General features: G+C 68.5%; 19 protein-coding genes and 1 pseudogene. 13 read left to right on the plus strand and 7 right to left on the minus strand.

Going from position 1 to position 19,548, the window contains the following annotated elements:
* Positions 1–239: 239 nt before the first annotated feature.
* A complete protein-coding gene (locus UW392_RS40175; RefSeq protein ID WP_320780200.1) occupies positions 240–848 on the minus strand; it encodes a TetR/AcrR family transcriptional regulator in 609 nt (202 codons plus the stop codon).
* 151 nt (positions 849–999) lie between these two features.
* On the opposite strand from UW392_RS40175, the gene UW392_RS40180 reads away from it, so the two are divergent.
* Positions 1,000–1,578, plus strand: a complete 579-nt coding sequence (locus UW392_RS40180; RefSeq protein WP_320780249.1) for a hypothetical protein — start codon at positions 1,000–1,002, stop codon at positions 1,576–1,578.
* Between the two features lie 182 nt (positions 1,579–1,760).
* Here the strand turns inward: UW392_RS40180 and UW392_RS40185 are convergent, their stop codons facing one another.
* The 4 genes and pseudogenes from UW392_RS40185 to UW392_RS40200 form a co-directional block, all read right to left on the minus strand.
* On the minus strand, positions 1,761–2,369 hold the full coding sequence (locus UW392_RS40185; protein WP_320780201.1) for a hypothetical protein: 609 nt from the start codon (positions 2,367–2,369) through the stop codon (positions 1,761–1,763).
* Between the two features lie 440 nt (positions 2,370–2,809).
* Positions 2,810–2,938 (minus strand): annotated as a pseudogene (locus UW392_RS40190) (deoxyxylulose-5-phosphate synthase); the annotation flags it as partial.
* Positions 2,939–3,117: 179 nt separating this feature from the next.
* Positions 3,118–3,381 (minus strand): hypothetical protein, encoded by a 264-nt coding sequence (locus UW392_RS40195; protein WP_320780202.1) that lies wholly within the window; start codon positions 3,379–3,381, stop codon positions 3,118–3,120.
* Entirely contained in the window at positions 3,378–3,686 is a 309-nt protein-coding gene (locus UW392_RS40200) for a hypothetical protein (protein ID WP_320780203.1), read from the minus strand. Before UW392_RS40200 ends, UW392_RS40195 begins: the two co-directional genes overlap by 4 nt.
* Before the next feature lie 148 nt (positions 3,687–3,834).
* On the opposite strand from UW392_RS40200, the gene UW392_RS40205 reads away from it, so the two are divergent.
* Complete coding sequence (locus UW392_RS40205) at positions 3,835–4,098, plus strand: winged helix-turn-helix domain-containing protein (RefSeq protein ID WP_320780204.1); 264 nt, start codon at positions 3,835–3,837, stop codon at positions 4,096–4,098.
* Between the two features lie 456 nt (positions 4,099–4,554).
* On the opposite strand, the gene UW392_RS40210 is transcribed toward UW392_RS40205, so the two are convergent.
* Positions 4,555–5,094 carry a GNAT family N-acetyltransferase gene (locus UW392_RS40210; protein WP_320780205.1) on the minus strand — a complete coding sequence of 180 codons (540 nt, stop codon included), beginning with the start codon at positions 5,092–5,094 and terminating at the stop codon, positions 4,555–4,557.
* Positions 5,091–6,374 carry an XRE family transcriptional regulator gene (locus UW392_RS40215; protein WP_320780206.1) on the minus strand — a complete coding sequence of 428 codons (1,284 nt, stop codon included), beginning with the start codon at positions 6,372–6,374 and terminating at the stop codon, positions 5,091–5,093. The genes UW392_RS40210 and UW392_RS40215 overlap by 4 nt, the downstream gene beginning before the upstream one ends.
* 241 nt (positions 6,375–6,615) lie before the next feature.
* Here UW392_RS40215 and UW392_RS40220 point away from each other — a divergent pair, with 241 nt between their 5' ends.
* The 11 genes from UW392_RS40220 (at position 6,616) to UW392_RS40270 (ending at position 19,504) form a co-directional block, all read left to right on the plus strand.
* Entirely contained in the window at positions 6,616–7,062 is a 447-nt protein-coding gene (locus tag UW392_RS40220) for an ATP-binding protein (RefSeq protein WP_320780207.1), read from the plus strand.
* A 227-nt stretch (positions 7,063–7,289) separates the two neighbouring features.
* Positions 7,290–7,478, plus strand: a complete 189-nt coding sequence (locus tag UW392_RS40225) for a hypothetical protein (RefSeq protein WP_320780208.1) — start codon at positions 7,290–7,292, stop codon at positions 7,476–7,478.
* Positions 7,479–7,664: 186 nt separating this feature from the next.
* Positions 7,665–7,844, plus strand: a complete 180-nt coding sequence (locus UW392_RS40230) for an FxLD family lanthipeptide (protein WP_320780209.1) — start codon at positions 7,665–7,667, stop codon at positions 7,842–7,844.
* Between the two features lie 216 nt (positions 7,845–8,060).
* A complete protein-coding gene (locus tag UW392_RS40235) occupies positions 8,061–11,015 on the plus strand; it encodes a lantibiotic dehydratase (protein ID WP_320780250.1) in 2,955 nt (984 codons plus the stop codon).
* Entirely contained in the window at positions 11,012–12,286 is a 1,275-nt protein-coding gene (locus tag UW392_RS40240; RefSeq protein ID WP_320780210.1) for a lanthionine synthetase C family protein, read from the plus strand. The genes UW392_RS40235 and UW392_RS40240 overlap by 4 nt, the downstream gene beginning before the upstream one ends.
* Before the next feature lie 21 nt (positions 12,287–12,307).
* Positions 12,308–14,389 (plus strand): methyltransferase, FxLD system, encoded by a 2,082-nt coding sequence (gene fxlM, locus UW392_RS40245; RefSeq protein ID WP_320780211.1) that lies wholly within the window; start codon positions 12,308–12,310, stop codon positions 14,387–14,389.
* An 89-nt stretch (positions 14,390–14,478) separates the two neighbouring features.
* Positions 14,479–15,672 carry a hypothetical protein gene (locus UW392_RS40250; protein ID WP_320780212.1) on the plus strand — a complete coding sequence of 398 codons (1,194 nt, stop codon included), beginning with the start codon at positions 14,479–14,481 and terminating at the stop codon, positions 15,670–15,672.
* Between the two features lie 311 nt (positions 15,673–15,983).
* On the plus strand, positions 15,984–16,307 hold the full coding sequence (locus UW392_RS40255) for a helix-turn-helix transcriptional regulator (protein WP_320780213.1): 324 nt from the start codon (positions 15,984–15,986) through the stop codon (positions 16,305–16,307).
* Positions 16,308–16,601: 294 nt separating this feature from the next.
* Positions 16,602–16,970 (plus strand): type II toxin-antitoxin system RelE/ParE family toxin, encoded by a 369-nt coding sequence (locus UW392_RS40260; protein WP_320780214.1) that lies wholly within the window; start codon positions 16,602–16,604, stop codon positions 16,968–16,970.
* Entirely contained in the window at positions 16,970–17,293 is a 324-nt protein-coding gene (locus UW392_RS40265) for a helix-turn-helix transcriptional regulator (protein ID WP_320780215.1), read from the plus strand. The genes UW392_RS40260 and UW392_RS40265 overlap by 1 nt, the downstream gene beginning before the upstream one ends.
* Positions 17,294–17,758: 465 nt before the next feature.
* A complete protein-coding gene (locus UW392_RS40270; RefSeq protein WP_320780216.1) occupies positions 17,759–19,504 on the plus strand; it encodes a class I SAM-dependent DNA methyltransferase in 1,746 nt (581 codons plus the stop codon).
* Positions 19,505–19,548 lie beyond the last annotated feature (44 nt).

The raw sequence follows: 19,548 nt of genomic DNA on the forward strand, positions 1-19,548 counted from the left end.
CGATGGAAGCGTCAGTGTTGGAGTGCCCGCGTCAACTGTCAATAGTTTCGTCGCCTGTTACGAAACATTCGGAGATCCGATGACCGGGCAGACGCCCGTCACCCGACGTCAGTAGGCCGCATGGCGGGCGCATCTCAGCCAGCGCGATGATCTCCGCGACATGATCCGAATGGCTGCTACCCGTCAACGCCGAATGTTTCGAACCTCTTTACGACCAAGAACCGCTGTCGATCGGCTGGCTACTTACCGTCCGACTGCTCACTGCCGGCGGTGCGCTCTCGCAGGATGCCCTCGATGCCGTGGAGCAGGGTCCCGGAGACCAGGTCGGGATCGAAAAGGCACCCGGCCGCCATGGCGCCGTCGCGCAGCATGACGAGGTGCCGGCCGTCACCGTCGGCGGGTGTGTCGCCGACGGCGGCGAGCAGTTCCGTGACGGTGTCGAGGAACCACTGCCGGTGGGCGAGGACGGCCCGGTGGATCGGGTGCTCCGGGTCGGGGTATTCGGCGACGGCGTTGAGGAACGCGCAGCCGCGGAAGCCGGGGGAGCGGATGCCGTCGGCGAGGGACCGGCCGACGGCGCGGACCCGGTCGGCCGCTACGGGGGTGCTCGCCACGGCGGCGGCGACCTGGCTCCGGATGCCCTGGTCGGCCTGGTCGAGGTAGGCGAGGACGAGTTCGTCCTTGCCGGTGAAGTGTCGGTACAGCGTGGCGCGGGTGACCTGCGCCTCGGCGACGAGCCGGTCGATGCCGACGGAGTGGATGCCTTCGGCGTAGAAGATCCGGGTCGCTGTGTCGAGCAACCGGGCTCGCGGTTCGGAGGTACTGCGGCTGCGTGGACTGCGACTCATGCGATCAGGTTAGCAAAGGGTGAGGTAGAACGTTCGGTCTTGACAGGGGCGGGAGAGCCCCGTTGAATGCGGGGTGTGGTGAGAGAGACCGAACGTTCTCCCTCCTTCATGACGGCTCGGCTGACCGAAAGGCACTCTCGTGACATCTCCCGTGCACACCGCCGCCCAGACTCCCGTCGCGCACGCTCGCGCCGGGGGCGCCCCCGCCTCCCTCCGGAAGCTGTACTTCCTGCGCTTCGGGTTCGCCGCAGTGTGGGCGGGCCTGCTGTTCGCCACGGCGACCGACCTGGGCCCGCTGGGCGTGACGCTGCTTCTGATCTACCCCTTGTTCGACGTGGCGTCGGCGGTGGTCGACATCCGCTCGGCGAAGGCGGCCGGCTCCACCACGGCGTCGCTGTACATCAACGTCGTGATCAGTTCCGTGGCGGTCCTGGGCCTGGCGGTCGCTGCCACGTCCGGCATTCCCGCCGTCCTCCGCGTCTGGGGAGCGTGGGCGATCGCCTCGGGCCTGGTCCAGCTGATCACGGCCGTCACGCGCCGGAAGATGGGCGGTCAGTGGGCGATGATCCTGAGCGGCGGCATCTCCACTCTCGCGGGCGCGTCGTTCGCGGCCCAGGCCGGCACGGGGGAGCCGACGCTGTCGAATCTGGCGGGGTACGCGTTCCTGGGCGGGGTGTTCTTCCTGGTCTCGGCGCTGCGGCTGAACGGCTCGGCGCGCGGGGACTCCTGACGGGCCAGACGGGCCAGACGGGCCACTGGCCCACGCACGCCCGCCAGAACGAAGTACCGCTTGAGTGCCGGTACTCCCGCCACTGCTCCCGCCGGCACCCCCGTCGACGGACCGGCCCTACGCCGCAGGCCCGCACACCGTGACGGTGTGCGGGCCTGCGGCGTAGCGAGTTTGTGGGTGGGTCAGATGGTGGGGGTGTCGTCGACGGCCGGCTTGTGGATCTCGACGACCGGCTTCCATCCCGCGGAGAACTCGATGAAGTCCGCACGGGTGGGGTAGGTGTCGATCGCGCGGCGGTCGCGCTTGGGGCTGTCGCTCGCCTTGCGCCCCCGGGGGATCTGCTCCTCGAAGATGTCGACCTTCACGTCGGGGACCTCCTTGAGGCCCTGGCGCCAGATCTGCACGAGGTCGGCGCCGAACGCCTGCCGGGCCGCGGCGTAGAGGGCCGAGAGGGAGCCCTTGTCCCCGCCGGGAACGAAGAGCGCCAGGTCCAGTACGACACCGGCGGACTGGAGGACCTCGATGGTCACCGGGCCGTTCTCGTCGGCCGAGTATATTCCGGGTTCGTTCTCGTCGCCGGGAAGGAAGGAGACCTCTTCCTGGAATACCGTTCTCGCCGTGACCGAGCCGCCCTCGAAAGACTCACCGGGTGCGGTCAGAAAAGCGGGGACATAGCAGTCGGGAAGCTTGAGTTCTCCCGTGCCGGCGGAAACGAAGATCCTGTCCTTCACGCCGAGCTTCGTCACCTCTTCCAGCGAGAGGCGGCGAGCGGCGATCTTCTCCGTGTTCACGATTTCCCTTTCGGTTCGCACTGTCCCTCCGAACAGCAACGCTACCACGAAACCAGGAGGTCAACTGCCTTGTAAGTTCCGGGTAAATGACCGCCGAAGACCTCCGTGAGAGGGTACCGAAGAGGATGTCACCCGACCGTGATCTGATTCAACTTTCGGTTGCATTTCGGTGCGATGGATAGCACTGGATGTCAAAATATATCGCAAGATAGATATCACCCATATCGCCTTGGGTGGGGGCGTCGACGAGGTAAGTCGACCCATTCATCGTGCACCTCGAAGAACGCGACGGATATCCGCCGACGACCTCTGGACGGAGCACGAACCGAAAGCCGCGCACTACCGCGCCCGCTTCACCCGAGCCGGCCGCCGGGCTGCTGCGGGACGCGCATGCCGGTTCAGGTGCAATCGACCAAGGCGTCGCTGCCCTCGGATTGCGGCTACGGCAGGTTGTGGTGGATCAAAGCACGGGCGAACGGTTCTCCGGCGGTCCGGGCGCAGGCCATCCGCTCGCGTACTTCCCGCAAGGTGCGTGGACGGTATCCGGGGCCGCCGCAGCAGCCTTTGTGACGATGTCGGTGCATCGCACTCGTCCAGGACTGAGGCGGGCAGCCGAGCGCCCCGCGTGCGAGAGGGGTGGCCACCGGATACGGCCCTGAGGTCAGGAGCAGCGGCGGATGTGGGCCGGTGGCGCCCGAGGCGAACCCTTCGGGTGTCACCGGCCACAGGAGGCGATACCTCTACGCCGTCACTCCCTGTCCGCCGCCATGATGCCCACGCATTCTTCGAGCGCGGCGTGCAACGGCCTCACGAAGGCGGCGAGTTCGGCGTCCGGCGCCTTCCCCATCTCCAGTACCGCGCCGACGACCGTCACCAGGAGAGCGGCGGCCTTCAGCGCGTGCGCGTCGGCCAGCGCCTCAAGAAGGCCGCCGGGGTGCGTGACCGCCAGGGCCTCCTTGCCGGTGGCCGGATCGAAGCCGAGGCTGCGCAGACGCGGCGTACTCGTGCTCACGCGGCGACCTCCCACGGAACCGGAACGTAGTCCTGCCCCAGCGTCGCCAGGACGGCCGCCCGGCGCCGCTCGCGCTGAAGGCGCCGCCGGTCACGTTCGTCCCGGTCGCGTTCCCACGCGGCGAGGTAGGGCCGGACCAGGGGCATGCGGTCGGCGACGATCACGTCCGCGGGGTGCGGACTCGTGATCCCGGGCGGGGGTTCCGGAGAGGTCAGACAGGAGATGGGGGGTGGTGGTGCTGCGGCGCGGTGGGTACCGCGGGCGGGTAGGAAGAGGGTCAGGATCGCGGCCAGTAGGCTGCGCATAGGTCGACTCCTGGTCAGTCGGCTGAGGCCCCGGTAGGGAAGTAGCCGCTTCCCGTCGGGGCCGCTTTACGTTGCGAACCTACAATAGCGTGGATAACCGCAGATAACCACGGATGCACGGAATGCTGTGGTCACCCACGCTGATGTCATGGAGCTTGACCGCACACGCCCCCTGTGGCGCCAGATCGCAGCGGAGATCATCCAGCGCATCAAGGGCGGCACGTATCCGCCGGGAAGCCGCGTGCCCTCCACCCTGGAAATCGCCCAGGAGTTCGGAGTGGTGAACGCGACAGCGGCGAAGGCGATGCGGCATGTACGGGAGCAGGGATGGACGCGGGGCGAGGTAGGGCTGGGCACTTTCGTCGCCGACCCCCTGCCGCCCTCCCCCGAAACTCCCGACCTCCCCGCATAGCGCTTCGGAGGTCTGCAACAAGGCCGTACGCATCCTCTCCTGGCTCGCGCCCGGACAACGGATCGTGCTGCTGACGGTTTTACGCGAGACAAGACCGAGCACGTCCACGCCCAGCACATCCCTCTGCTGCGGCGCATGGCCAAGGCGCTGGACGGCACGCTGCACCAGACCATCGGCGAGGGCGACTCCCACGTCACCTTCACGCCGCACGCCGCCTGAGTCGACGAAGGGCACCTACGAGAATCCGTAGGTGCCCTTCTGGACTGGTGCCCCGGCAGGATTCGAACCTGCGACACCCGCTTTAGGAGATCTTCTCGGGTGGGCCTGTGACCTGCGGAAACGCGCGCTGGTAGCTGTCTGGCCTGGGAAACTGTCCTCGGTAGTTCTCATGTCTTCGCAGGGCTTCCCGTCCTCATGTGTGCTGTATCCGTGCTGGCTGGAACAGGCTCAGTGAGATCAGCCGATGGCGTGGATCATGACGGTGAGGATTGGCGAAGCCGGTGACGGTTGACTCCGCCCGATGTCCTCGTATCCCCACGACTTGTAGAGCGCGTGGACCTTTCCGTCCCCGGCGGCCGGGTTGACCATGAGCGTCACATACGGTTCGTTGCGCGTGGCGAGGAGGGCGTCGTGGATACGGCGGGCGGTGCCGGTCTTCCGCCAGGCCGACCGGACGCCGATCTCCTTCAGGGCCACCGCCGGGCGCTCGGTGTACTTCTCGTCCGGCGTCGGGCTGGTGCGCTGCCAGTAGCGATCGCCGTGCTCGATGGTGTTGCCGTAGGCGTAGCCGACTGGATGTCCGTCTGCGTACGCGAGGACGGCTGTGAACCCCGGCTCGGTGCCGTGCCGGTCCAGGCGTTCGCCGAACGCGGTGACGGCGTAGTTCGGCAGGTGGAGGAGCGGGGCGCGCACGTCGGCGTACACGTCGAGGAGGTCGCCGCGGGCGGTGTCGAGGGTGGTGAAGGTGCGTAGTTCGATGGCGGGAGCCGTGGTCATGCGGCCATCCTCCAGGCGGCGGTGTGCTCGGTCCAGGTCTGTGCGGTGGAGCTGCCCGGCGCGGTGGCGCGCAGCGCGGCCCCGAACTCCTGCAGCATGCGCGTGACCCGGGCGTGCTGAGTGGCTGCTTCGGCGGGGACCTTCATCGCGGTGGCTGTGGCGGCGTCGGGTGCGCCCTGTGCGAGCTGGGCGTGGGCGAGCCGGGTGGTGGTGATGGCCCGGGAACGGATCATGTGGGGCCGGAGCGCGGACATGCAGCGGTGGGCGTGGTACTCGGCCGTCGAGTAGTCGCCGAGCGCCAAGTGCGCGGAGAGCGCCAGGGAGTCCAGTTCGGCCTGGTCGTAGAAGGCGAGCATCCACACCGGCCGGTGGTCGGCGGGGTCGGCACGCAGCATGGCGTCCTGTGCCTGCTCGAAGGCTCGGTGGGTGCCGGTGCGGTCCTGTGCTGCGCCGTGGATGGCTCCCTGGCGGGCCAGACCGAGGGACGCGAACAGGGGATCCCGGCGTGTGAGGTGCAGGTTGCGGGCGACGTCGTTGGCGGCGAACGCGTCCGCTGGTCGGCCCATGTGGCGGTACATCGTGCCCGCGTGGCTCCAGATACGGAACTTGATCGTCTGGTCGCCGGACATCTCGGCGAGGGCTTGGGCCTCGCGCATGTGCGCCTTGGCGACGTCGTAGCGCCGACCGTCGATGGCGGCCCACATCGCGGAGGAGCGGAAGGCGGCTGCGGAGGCGTAGAGGTTGCTGCGTACCCGCTGGGTGGCGCTGCCTGCGTTCTGGAGGTTGAGCGCCTCGTCGGCAAGGGCGGCGGCCCGCTGCTCGATGCCGAGTTGTCCGCCGTGGCGGTGGTCGCTGGCGACGATCTCGGCGAAGCGCTTGTTGAGGCGGTTGACGTCGCTCATGCCGATACGGCGCGGCGATGCGGTGCCGGGTGCGGCTGCTGCTGCGGCAGCCGCCGCGATGCCGCCGACGAGGGTACGGCGCTTCATGTCGGGGTCCTCCTGCTGCGGTGGGGCCGGGGTGGACGAAGGCCGACCCCGTGGCACGAACCCTAAAGCGACGGCGGGTAGTCCGGTGACGTCCTCAAGTGCCGTACGGGCAGCCGACTTCGGCCAGGTGACCCGGCCCGCTTTCCATGCCCGGATCGATGAGCCGTCGAGTCCTCCAGGGCGCCCGGTCAACCGTTCAATGGTCCTGTTCACGGCCTCGGCGAGGCTGTTGGAGCTGTAGCCGTGTTCGGTCATCCACGCCTCAAGAACGGTGTTGCGGGTGGTGTCCATGCGGGCACGGTAGCCCGCACGATCCCCGCCCGCCAGGTAAAGGGGAAGTCAAAACGCCCTAGGTCGGCCCGTCGGATGAGCACCTATACGTCCTAACCAACCTGCTGGCACAGAGAGTTGTCTGGGTGCTGGTCGCCCGCCGCGCCCCACTGTGCGGGCGACTGTTGACGGCCCGGCCCGCCCCCCGAGGTTCCCCCGCGGGGGCGGACCGGGCGCCGAGACGACACGAAGGCTCCACCCAATGACGACTCTGAGAACACCAGTTGAGGTTCCATCCGTCGGCCACCCCACGTACAGCCAGACCTTCCCGTGCGAGGCGTCCACGGCCGAGATCGGCCGCGACCTAGTCCGAGCCGTCCTCGGTGTGTGGCACATCGACGGCCTCGCCGACCGTGCCGCGTTGATCGTCACGGAGCTGATTGCGAACGCCGCCCGGCACACTCCGTGTCCCGAGATCCGCCTCACGGTCGGGCGGCCGAGCGCGACACGAGTGCGTGTTGGGGTCGTGGACCGGGAACCGATGCGTCTGCCCATACTCGGCCAGGCGGGTGACGACGACGAGTCGGGGCGTGGGCTGCTCCTCGTCGGTGCTGTCGCCGACCGCTGGGGCTACGACTTGCATGGCTCGGACAGACTCCCCTGGGGTAAAGAGGTCTGGGCGGAACTCCGCATCGGGGGTGGCGAGTGAGTATCCCGGCCACGGCACCCTCGCCCCTTCCGGATCTCGCCCGACTCCGGCCCCGCCAGCAGATGGCCATGGACTGCGGCCTCTGCGCCCGCCGGCTGGGAGCGAGTGGGCGACGACTGGGCGAGATACGCCACTGGGGCCTGCCGTTCCAGCTTTGGGCCTGCGCTCCCAGCTGCCAGGCCGCCAGATCGACCATCCCCACCAGCTGAGAAGGGGGACGTCTTTCCATGGAGTGGCCGTGGATCGCCGGTGATTGCTGGCTCGGCTGCGGGCGTACCGGAGTTCTGGTGATCTGGCTCGGACCGGTGCAGTGGGACGGGCAGCACGCACCCTTCTACGTGTGCGAGCCGTGCCCCGATCGCCTCCAGGCCCAGGCGCTCACCTACTTCATGGAGCGGCGGCTGGCGTCCGCTTGATCAGATTCCCGGCACACGACTTCCCGGCGTGATGCAGGCAGCCCGCGAGGACTCCCTGCGCGGAGCACGTCCCCTCGCGCCGGGCGGCCAGGAGCCGTCGAGGAGCAGCCATCCGGCACCGCTCCCGTGGGCACCTGGTGGGCGCTCCAGCCCAGCAACAGCACAACGATTACGAGGAGTTGAAGCATGACGCGTAGCAACGTAGTTCCCAGCCGCACCGAAGTACGCCCGCAGATCCCGGGGGCGTCGGACGGCTTCGACCTGGACGTCTCTCTCGTCGAGATCGCCGACCCGGCCGGCCTGGTCAACCTGACCGACGACAACTGCGGGTCCACCTGCGGCGCCTGCACCACCAACGTCGCCTGACCCAGCCCCCGAGATCACCCCGGTCTGGTGCCGCCGCGTCTCCGCGCGGCGGCACCAGCCGCCCGCCCCCACCTACGGAGGTACTTGGTGGTTGCTCCGCCCGCAGCGTTCCGCACCGGCTCCACTGCTCTCGTGCGCGCCGTGGCCCGGCCCGCCCTGCCGTTTCCTCCCTGCCCTGACCTCGATGACTGCTCGCCCAGTGGCTCGTCTGCCCGTGTGGCATGGCTACGGACGATCTGGACGGACAAGGACGTCGCCGAGGCACTCCAGCACTCCAGCTCGGTCTTGGCCGCGCAGGTACACGCCCTGTGTACGGCCGAGCATCCCGCCCTCCGGGATGTGCAGCGCGCTGCGCTGTCCGTGGCCCGCTACCTGCTGCGGGCCCAGCATCGGGCGACACCCTTCGGCCTGTTCGCCGGCGTGGCCACCGCGAAGTTCGGCCCGCAGGCGCGGGCCGACTGGGGCGGGGAGCACGTGGCCGTCGGCCGCGCGGGGGCAGAGTGGCTGGCGGCCCTGGTCGCACGGTTGGAGTCATGCCCGGACCTCCTCGAACGGCTGCCCGTCGTCATCAACAACACCGTGACGTACCGGGGGGATCGGCTCATCGTGCCGTTCCAGCCCGACGCGCAGGACGACCGGACTCGCGCGGTCGAAGCATCTTTGGCCCTGACCGGACCGGTGCACGCGGTCCTTGCCGCGACCCGACTGCCGATCCGGTTCGGCACCCTCGTGGACAAGCTCCAGGTGGAGTTCCCCGAGGCCGGTCCCGAGAAGGCGCGTCAACTGCTGGCGGCGTTGATCCGGCGGCGGGTGCTGATCACGGGCCTGCACGCTCCGAGCACCGAGACCGATGCCCTCGGGTATCTGGTGAGCCAACTCGACGCGATCGACGCCGGAAGCCTCGCCCCGGTCGCGAGGACCGTACGCGAACTCCACGCCATCCGGGCGGGCCTGGAGGAGTGCGCCACGCAGGGCGGCCGGAACAGCGTCGCGGCGCGGATGCGAGACCTCGTCCCTGGCCTGCGTCGCCACCCCGTCGCGCTCGATCTCCGCCTGGATGCGCGGATCGTTCTGCCGGAAGTGGTCGCCCGAGAGATCGAGCGGGCCGCTCTCGTCCTGACCCGATTGAGCATCCGCCCGTACGGGACCGCCGTCTGGAACGAGTACCACCAGCGGTTCTACGAGCGGTACGGCATCGGCACGATGGTGCCGCTCGCGGAGGCGGTCGCAGACAGCGGCACCGGCTATCCCGACGGCTACCCAGGCGCTCCGGCCGGTGCACGCAGGCCCCGCGTCTCCGCTCGGGATGACGCCCTCGTACGACTGGCTCAGGCCGCCGCCCTCGACGGTCGTGACGAAGCAATCCTCACGGACGAAGAGATTGAGGCCCTGGACGTGGGTCCCGGCGAGCCGCGGCTGCCGCCGCACTTGGAGATCGGGGTGCGGGTGCACTCGGCCAGCCTGGAGGAGTTGCAGCGCGGGCGGTTTCGGCTGGAGGTTGTGAGCGTGTCCCGTGGTGTCGGCGTCTCCACGGGCCGGTTCCTCAGCGTGCTGTCCGCTGCCGACCGGAATGCCCTGGTCACAGAGCTTGCAGACCTCCCAGCCGCAGACGGCGACACCATGCCCGCGCAGCTCTCTTTCCCGGCCCTGCTCCCCGAGAGCGCCCACGTCACCCGCTCCCCACAGGTGCTACCCACCGTGATCAGCCTTCAGGAGCACCGTGCCCCGCAGGACACCGTCCTCACCCCCGAGGACTTGGCTGTGGGGTGCGACGGCCGCCGCATGTACCTCGCCGTCCCTGAGCGCGGGCACCGCGTGGAGGCCGTCGGGATGCACGCGCTGAACCTGCGCACCCACACCCCGCCTCTGGTGCGGTTCCTCACCGAGCTGTCCCGCGCGCAGTGCGCGCAGGTCACCGTCTTCGACTGGGGCGCCGCAGTGGCGATGCCGTTCCTTCCACGTCTGCGGTACGGCCGGACCGTGCTGGCCCCGGCACGCTGGCAGCTGGAAGGGTCCGAACTGCCCGGCCCTGCTCGCCCTCGGGCCGAGTGGGACGCCGCGCTCGGCGACTGGCGTGCCCGGCGGAGGCTGCCGCGCCGCGTCCATCTCATAGAGGACGACCGGCGCCTCTTCCTCGACCTCGACGAGGCCGGCCACCGTGCGCTCCTGCGCAGACACCTCGACCGGACGCACCTGGCCGTACTTGTCGAGGCCCCGGAACCAGATGCGTATGGCTGGTGCGGCGGGCGAGCCCACGAGGTCGTGGTGCCCCTCAAAGCGACCAGGCCGTCGACATGGCCGCCGCTGCCAGGCCCCAGCCGGGCCCGTGCCCTGTCTGCGGACCAGATGCAGACGCCTGCCTCTTCCTCAGTCCTTCTGGCCGCCCTCTACGGTGACCCCCGCCGCCAAGACGTCTTGCTCTCCCGGCACCTGCCCGGCCTCTTCAAACAGCTCGGGAACCCGCCGTGGTGGTTCATCCGCTTCCGCGACCCGGACCAGCATCTCCGCGTACGCATCGCCCTCCCCGACCCGGAAGCCTTCGCCGACACGGCCCGAACGGTGAGCGCCTGGGCCGACGAGCTACGAAGCATCGGCCTGCTGGCCGACCTGCGCTATCCCACCTCCTACCGGGAGATGGGCCGCTGGGGCTCCGGTGCCGCATGGGAGGCAGCCGAGAACGTGTTCCGGGCGGACTCGCGCGCCATCCTGGCCCAGCTCACGCAGCCACAGCGTCCCGGACCGCGCACGCTGGTAGCGGCCCACACCGTCGCCATCACCTCCGCGTTCCTAGGCACCATCGAGGCCGGAATGAAGTGGCTGATCGACCACGTCCCGCCGACAGCCCCCGTGCCTGTTCCACGCCCGCAGTTCACCGAGGCCGTACGGCTCGCCGACCCGAGTGACGACTGGTCAGCCCTGCGTAGCGTCCCGGGCGGAGACGCCATCGTGTCCGGATGGGCCGACCGGGAAGCGGCACTCGCCGCGTACCGGCCTCACCTGCCCGGCCCGGACACCCAGGGCATCACCGTCGACGACGTCCTGACCTCCCTGCTGCACGTTCACTTCGTGCGCCACGTCGCCGTGAACTTCCCGGAGGAAGAGGTGTGCCTCTACCTGGCACGCGCCGCTGCCCTTGCCTGGACCGCCCGCACCAAGAGGACGGCGTCGTGACCCCCCACCCCGCGCTCGGCCTGGTCGACGCCATCGCCACTCAGCTCGCCGACCCCGACACCGTGCCCCTCGGCTCCAGGACGCTGTCCTCGGACCGGCAGCACCTCGCCTACGGCCCGCCCGGACTCGCGCTCCTGCACATCGAGCTGGCCGCGAACGGCCTCGGCCCATGGCACCGCGCCCACAACTGGCTCGCCACCGCCTCACAGCAACCACTCACCAGCGGCCCGGACAGCCACCCGTTCTACGGAGTGCCCGCCTTCGCCCACGCCCTGAGCTGCGCCGCCGACCACCTTCCCGGCTCCTACCAGCGCGCCCTCGACGCGATGGACGGACAGATCGCAGTCGACGTCGGACGCCGTCTCGACGCCGCGCACCGCCGCATCGACGCCGGACGCCTTCCGCAGCTCGCCGAGTTCGACGCCGTCCGGGGCCTCACCGGATACGGCGCCTACCTACTGCGCCGAAACCCCGGCAGCTCCACGATGCGCGCCGTCTTCGACTACTGCGTGCGCCTCACCGAACCGATCACCCACCATGGCGAGACCCTGCCGGGCTGGTGGGCGGAGACCGGGCCCTCGGGCAGCCCGGACGGCCGATTCCCCGGCGGGCACGCCAACACCGGCATGGCACACGGCATCGGCGGCGTGCTCGCGCTCCTGGCCCTCGCCGCGCGGAACGGCTCCGTCACCGATGAACACCACGCGGCACTGCGCACCATCCTGACCTGGCTGGACCGCTGGAAGCAGAGGGCTGGCGGCGGACCGGTCTGGCCGTACTGGGTCACTCGAGGCGAGCTGCGCAGGGGGCGTCTCGCTCCGTCCGCGCCCCAGCGGCCTTCTTGGTGCTACGGCACCGCTGGCCTTGCGCGCGCCCAGCAACTTGCCGCGCTTGCCCTCGGCGATGCCAGCCGCCAGATCGAGGCGGAGTACGCGCTCGTGGCCGCCCTCACCGATCCCGAGCAGCTGAAGGCCACGACGGACAGTGGCCTCTGCCACGGCTTCGCCAGCCTCGCCCACGCTGTCACGCGTACAGCAGACGACGCCCACCCCTCGACCGCGGGCCAACTCCGTGCCGTGATTTCGGCCCTCCTGGCTGCTGTCATCCCACCGGGCACCGATCCCGAACTCATGGCCACGGCGCTCATTCAGGACGAGAAGGGCGGCCCCGGCCTCCTCGACGGCGCCGCCGGCATAGCCCTGGCCCTCCTCCCTACCGGTACCGCGGCACCACCCCGGTCCGCCTGGGACGCATGCCTCCTCATCGCTTGATTCACCGACCGAAGGACCTCTATGCCTCCCGACCGCTGGCAGCAGCACAACATCACCATCGCCGACCGGGAGAACGCCCGGCGCGCCATCGCCGAACGCCTCGGCCCCGCCCTGATCGGGGCCGAGACTGACGGGCAGCTCACCGGCTGGTGGTTCATGAACAAGCAGCCCTGGCCGCTGCGCTACCTCGCCGACAAGCCCTCACCAGCCATCGAGTCGCTCCTGAGCGATCTCATCGGCGACGGCGTGGCCGTGTCGTGCCTGCCCGGCATCTACGAGCCCGAGACCGACACGTTCGGTGGACCCGAGGCCATGGACGCAGCCCACGAACTGTTCCACAGCGACTCCCGCCATCTGCTCACCTACCAGCCGAGCCCGGTGCACCTGGGACGCCGGGAGACCGCCGTCCTGCTGGCGAGCGTCATGATGCGCGGTGCTGGACTCGACTGGTTCGAACAGGGCGACGTATGGGCGAAGGTGGCAGCTCTTCGACCGGTCACCAATCCGCCACCACCCGAACGAGCCGCCGAACTGGATCCGGCCATGCGGATGCTCATGACCGCCGACGCCCACAGCCTCTGCCGCCCGGACGGTCCACTCCACGCTCACGAGGAATGGGTGACCGCCTTCGAACGGGCCGGAGCCATGCTCGCCGACCTAGCAACCCGCGGCGCCCTCACCCGCGGCCTGCGAGCCGTCATCGCCCACCACGTGATCTTCCACGCCAACCGCGCAGGTCTCCTCCGGGACGACCAGAGCGCCCTGTCCCACTTCGCACGAGAGGTAGTCATGGGAACGAGTGACCACACCGAGTCGCCCACCGAGGCAACGGCCGACATCGATAGCGTCAGCGCGGTGAACGCCGACACGATCACCACCCCCACGGCGGACGCCGAGCGCCTCCGCAACGCCCTGGTCGACCAGCTCCGCGCGGACGGACACGCCCGCACGCCCGCCGTCGAGACCGCGTTGCGGACCGTGCCCCGCCACGTGTTCGTGCCCGACGCGTCACTCGAAGACGCCTACGCCAACGCACCAGTGCACATCAAGTACGACACCGACGGAACGTCCATCTCCTGCGCTTCCCAGCCCGGCGTCGTCGCCCTCATGCTGGACCAGCTCGAAGCCCAGCCCGGGGAGCGCATCCTCGAACTCGGCGCAGGCACCGGCTACAACGCCGGTCTCCTCGCCCACCTGGTCGGCGAGAACGGACACGTGACCACCCTCGACGTCGACGACGACCTTGTGGAGGGTGCCCGCACGCACCTCGCCGCCGCCGGAATCACCAATGTCGAGGCCGTGACCCGCGACGGGGCCCTCGGCTACGCCGAAGCAGCGCCGTACGACCGGATCATCGCCACCGTCGGCGCGCACGGCGTACCCCACGCCTGGCTGCAGCAGCTCGCACCCGGCGGCCGGCTCCTCGTCCCCCAGCGCCTCAAGGGCACCGTCTCCCGCTCCATCGCCTACAAGCAGCGCGACGGCCGGTGGGTGTCCCTCGGCAGCGAGATGAACACCTTCATGCCGCTTCGGCGGGGCATCGCTGACGATGACCGCCAAGTGATCCCTCTCAGCGCGGACGGCGCCGTACGACTCCAGGCCCCCGCCGGGCTCAGCATCGACGCCGATGCCCTCGCGGGCGTACTTGACCAGCCGCGTACCGAGGAGTGGACCGGCATGACGGTCCGCGCCATGGAGTCGCCGGAGTGGATGGAACTGTTCGTCACCTGCTCCCTGCCCTCCGGTCTGATCCGGATGCTGTTCCCCCAGAGCGCCAAGGGCACTCTGCTCACCGAGGACCCCTACCCCTCGTCGACCGCGGTCGTCGACAAGGGTGCCGTCACCTACCTCGCCCGGCGCCTTTCGAAGGAGAAGTCCCCCGAGGGCGACAAGCTCTGGGAATTCGGTGTCATCGGCCACGGCCCCGGCAGCGATGAGCTGGCCGCGAGGGTCGTCGACGCCATCCGCACCTGGGACAGGGAGTACCGAGGACGTGAGGCCACGTTCGAGATCCAGCCCCTCGACGCCCCCCAGATCGAGCGGCACCCGGGTCTCTTCGCCCTCGACACGCCGCTGAACCGCATCGTCGTCGACTGGCGGTGACGCCCCACCCGTAGCACACGGCGCCCGTCAACACGCGGCTGGCGGGCACCGTCGCTTCAGCAGTCCTCACTCTCGACCCCGGGAAATTCATGGACCCGTACGGCCCCATAGCCCAGCGCTTCCCGCTCGTCGCCCGATTCCGCCCCGCCTGCCTGCCCCTGCCTGCACGCGTAAGGGCACTCGTCGATCTGGCCGACACCGCGGTGGAAGAGACCGACCAGGGGCTCGCATCGGCCGTCTACAACCAGGCTGCGCTCATCGCCTCCGACCTCGACCTTCCCGACCTCGCCCGCGCGATGTGCCACCAGCACTCCGCCGCCTACCTCCACGCCTGCCCCCTCCCTGGCATGAGCGCGATCCGAGGGCTGGAACCGGTCGTCAATCTTGCTCGCCTCCAGATCCGCGCCGGCCACGCCGATGAGGGCCGTCAGCGACTCCTCAACCTGTACAGGGCCGTAGAGGCGGGCACAGCTGCCCGCTTCGAGGGCGTCAACGTACCCGCGAACCTGACCGCGACCGGTGAAGACCGCCAGGAGGTTCGCGCGTGGCTGTGGCGCGTCCTGCTCGCCGACGGCTCGCGCACCCTCACCACCGCGGGGCGATGGGCCGAGGCGCTGGCGCACATCGAGGCCCACCATGGCATCGGAAAGCGGATGCTCGACGGTAGACAGGTCGCCGTACTCGCCGCCCTCGCTGCGGGTGACACGGCGTGGGCAGCTGCCCTCCTTGTCGACACGATGCCCGGCGATGCGTGGGAGCAAGCCGTCACGGCATGCCTGACCGTTTTATGTCGCCGCGACGCCGGGCAGCCGATCGACGGCCACCTGGCGGACCTGGTGACTGCCTACCTCGGACGGAAGACCGAACCCGGGATGACCGTCTTCGATACCCGGCTTGGCCTTACAGTCCTCGACGCGACCGGTTCCGCCGGGGCGCTCGCCGCTCGCCGCATCGTCGAGGACCTCCACCGCAGGACGACGGACGCCCAGGACGGCTACGCTGCCCGCGAGAACTTGGCTCACCCTCTGTTCACCGAGATCGCCACGGACCGGCAAGTGCAGGACTGTCGCGCGCTGGTGCGCGCCTGCGCCCTCGGTACCGGGATCCTCCCGGACGAGCTGCGAGGAGAACTGACGGCGGCTCTGCGCGCCAGCGATAGCGTGATCCGGGAAAGCGTCCTGCGTTCCTCCGAACCAGGCCTGGAGCCAGTGTCGGATGTTGCTGTTCCGTTGGTCGCACCGCTTACGCAAGGAACCCCGGCCGAGGAGTCCGAAGCCGAGTAGAGCGCGTCCCTGGGCATGTGTGCCGTATCCGTTTCGTAAGTACCGGCGGGTCGAGGACAAGACGGACCGACTGCTGGACGAGCCGACAATCCTCGGCGAGCCGTACTCGCGGCACCTGGGTGGCAAGCTGCGTAGAGTTCCGCTCCGACTTGGACGGTGAAGCGGTGCGCATCCCGTACTGGCTCGCGCCGGAACAACGGATCGCGGATGTGTGAAGCAGCGGGGGTAGAGCGTGCGCACCAGGCCCAGAAGGTCTGTGAGGCGGAGCACGGTCACCCCCGGCACACCGACGAGCGGCGCAAGGAGAGCTGATGAATCACAGCAGATGGAGGACGCGCCGGAGCCGCCAGATCGCGGGGGAGGCGGTGGAGTACGACCAGGAGTACGTCGACGCCCGCCTGGCAGGCGACCTCGGCCAGGCGGTCTACGACCGTCGGACCGAGCTGGGCCTTTCCCAGACGCAGCTTGCGGAGCGGGCCGGGATGACCCAGCCGCAGGTCTCCCGGATGGAGGGCGGCGACACCGTGCCGACGCTCCCGCTGCTGCGGCGCTTGGCCAAGGCGCTGGAGGGCACGCTGCACCTGACCATCGACGAGGGTGACTCGCACGTCACGTTCACGCCGCACGCCGCCTGAGCCGCCGAAGGGCACCTACGAAAATCCGTAGGTGCCCTTCTGGACTGGTGCCCCCGGCAGGATTCGAACCTGCGACACCCGCTTTAGGAGATCTTCTCGGGCGAGTCGGTGACCTGCGGGAACGCGCGCTGGTAGCTGTCTGACCTGGAGAACTGTCCTCGGTAGTTCTCACGTCTTCGCAGGGCTTCCCGTCCTCATGTGTGCCGTATCCGTGCTGGCTGGGCCAGTGGTGGCGCGGGCTGGAGTGCTGCTGTGGCTTGCGCCATGCATTCAGCGGTATATACCGTTGTTTGCATGGCCGAGGAGTGGCAGATCGAGATCGAGCCCGAGGTGCGGGACTGGCTGGAGCTGCTTCCGTTCCGCCTGTACCGGCAGGTCGAGGACAAGACGGACCGGCTGCTGGACGAGCCGACGACCCTCGGTGAGCCGTACTCGCGCCACCTGGGCGGCAAGCTGCGTGAGCCCCGCTTCGAGTTGGACGGTGAGGCCGTACGCATCCCGTACTGGCTCGCGCCCGGACAACGGATCGTGCTGCTGACGGTCTTCCGCAAGACGAGGATGCGCGAAGCGGCGGAAGTAGAGCGTGCGCACCAGGCCCAGAAGCTCTGCGAGGCCGAACACGTTCACGCCCAGCACACTTACGAGCGGCGCAAGGAGAGCTGATGAACCACAGCACATGGAGGACGCGCCGGACTCGGCAGCTTGCGGGTGAGGCGGTGGAGTACGACCAGGAGTACCTCGACGCCCGCCTGGCCGGCGACCTCGGCCAGGCGGTCTACGACCGTCGGACCGAGCTGGGCCTTTCCCAGACGCAGCTTGCGGAGCGGGCCGGGATGACCCAGCCCCAGGTCTCCCGGATGGAGGGCGGCGACACCGTGCCGACGCTCCCGCTGCTGCGGCGCTTGGCCAAGGCGCTGGACGGCACGCTGCACCTGACCATCGACGAGGGTGACTCGCACGTCACGTTCACGCCGCACGCCGCCTGAGTCGGCGAAGGGCACCTACGAATATCCGTAGGTGCCCTTCTGGACTGGTGCCCCCGGCAGGATTCGAACCTGCGGCATCCGCTTTAGAAGTGGGATCGAATCCTTGCCGGGGGGTGCCTGGCGCTGCCGCGCCGTGCTGTTTCCCCTGGTCAGGACCGTACGGCGAGCCACTTGATCCGGCTCATGCCGCCCTGTATCGGGCAGTCCGCTCACGCATCGCTCACGCACCTGAGGTACCTCGGTGTCGTGCCGGCGCATCTCCATCTCGTGTAGTGGAGTCTGCCGCGCCCGGTTCGTTCGCGCCATCTCCAACGCCTTGCGGAGTTGCCGCTCCGGCAACACGTGCAAGCACTCGGATGATCGGCAAGACCACGTCGAGGGGGTCCCGTTACCTGAACCATGGGATGCTGGCTGCTCCCTTTGGCAAAGTGTCGTCACTGCTAGACGATTCTCGTGAGGAACCTTGTGAGTACGCTCGGTAGCTTCATCTGGTCGATCGCTGACCAGCTTCGGGGGCCCTATCGCCCCAACCAGTACGGGACTGTGATTCTTCCGTTCACGATCCTGAGACGGCTCGACTGTGTACTTGAGCCGGACCGTGCGGCGGTACGAGAGCTGGCTGTGAGGTACGAGAACCCGAACCGGCTCAAGGTCGAGGTCAAGAAGGTCACGGGGCGGACATTCTACAACACCTCCCACTACGAGTTCGCGAACCTGCTGACCGATGCGGACGGGCTGGCGGACAACCTCGCTGACTACATTGACCGGTTCTCGGCTGATGTGGACGTGTTCGAGTATTTTGACTTCAAGAAGGAGATCCTGGCCCTGGAGAAGGCCGGACTCCTGCGCGAGATCGTCAAGTCCTTCGGCGCGGTCGACCTGCATCCCGACGTGGTGTCCAACGCAGACATGGGGGATGCGTTTGAGTACATCATCCGCAAATTCAACGAGGCCGCGAACGAGACCTCCGGAGACCATTACACGCCGCGCGACGCGATCCGGCTGCTGGTCGACCTACTCTTCGCGGAGAAGGATGTCGACCTCTCCGAGGGCGACATCATCCGGTCGCTGTACGACCCAACCGCCGGCACCGGCGGCATGCTCTCCTTGGCGGAGGAGCACCTGCTCGCTCAGAACTCCGGGGCGAAGCTGAGCCTGTACGGCCAGGAGTACAACCCGCAGTCGTACGCCATCTGCAAGTCCGACCTGCTCGCCAAGGGCCACTACGCGACCAACATCGCCTTCGGCAACACCCTCACCGACGACGCGTTCAAGGGCCGCCAGTTTGATTTCTGCATGTCCAACCCGCCCTACGGGGTGGACTGGAAGCAGTACGCCAAGGCGATCAAGGAGGAGCGCGACTCCGCCGGTCCCTTCGGTCGCTTCGCGCCGGGGCTCCCCGCGACCTCGGACGGGCAGATGCTCTTCCTGCTCCACTTGGCCCACAAGATGCGCGCCCCCGAGGACGGCGGTGGCCGCGTCGGCATCATTATGAACGGCTCGCCGCTCTTTAACGGCGGCGCCGAATCCGGCCCCTCCGAAATCCGCAGGTGGCTACTGGAAAATGACCTGGTCGAGGCGATCGTCGCGCTGCCGACCAACATGTTCTTCAACACCGGCATCGCAACCTATATCTGGATCCTCGACAACACGAAGCATCCTGACCGCAAGGGCAAGGTCCAGCTCATCAACGGCACATCGTTCTGGACCAAGATGCGCAAGGGTCTCGGAGCCAAGGGGCGCGAAATCAGCGATGCTGACCGCGCCAAGATCGTGCATTTGTACGCCGACTTCGAGGACGCTGACCCCGAACTCTCTAAGGTCCTGCACAACGATGAGTTCGGCTACTGGACCGTCACAGTGGAGCGACCCCTGCTCGACGAGAATGACAACCCGGTTGTCGACCGCAAGGGCAACCCGAAGCCTGACTCGAAGAAGCGCGACACCGAGAACATTCCCTTCACCTACGGCGGTTCCCTCGTCGGTGCGGCGGGGGAACGTGAGGTTATCCAGCGGTACTTCGATGTCGAGGTGAAGCCTCACGTCCCCGACGCCTGGATCGACTGGGCGAAGACCAAGACGGGCTATGAGATCCCCTTCGCTCGGCACTTCTACAAGTACGTCCCGCCCCGCCCTCTCGCCGAGATCGATGCCGACCTTGAGAAACAGGTTGCCAAGATCCTCGACCTGCTGAGGGAGGTGGAGAAGTGAGGCAGGTATCTCTTGCTTCGCTCGCTGTTTCTGGCGGATTTCAT

The sequence above is a fragment of the Streptomyces sp. CRN 30 genome (genome assembly GCF_034105845.1).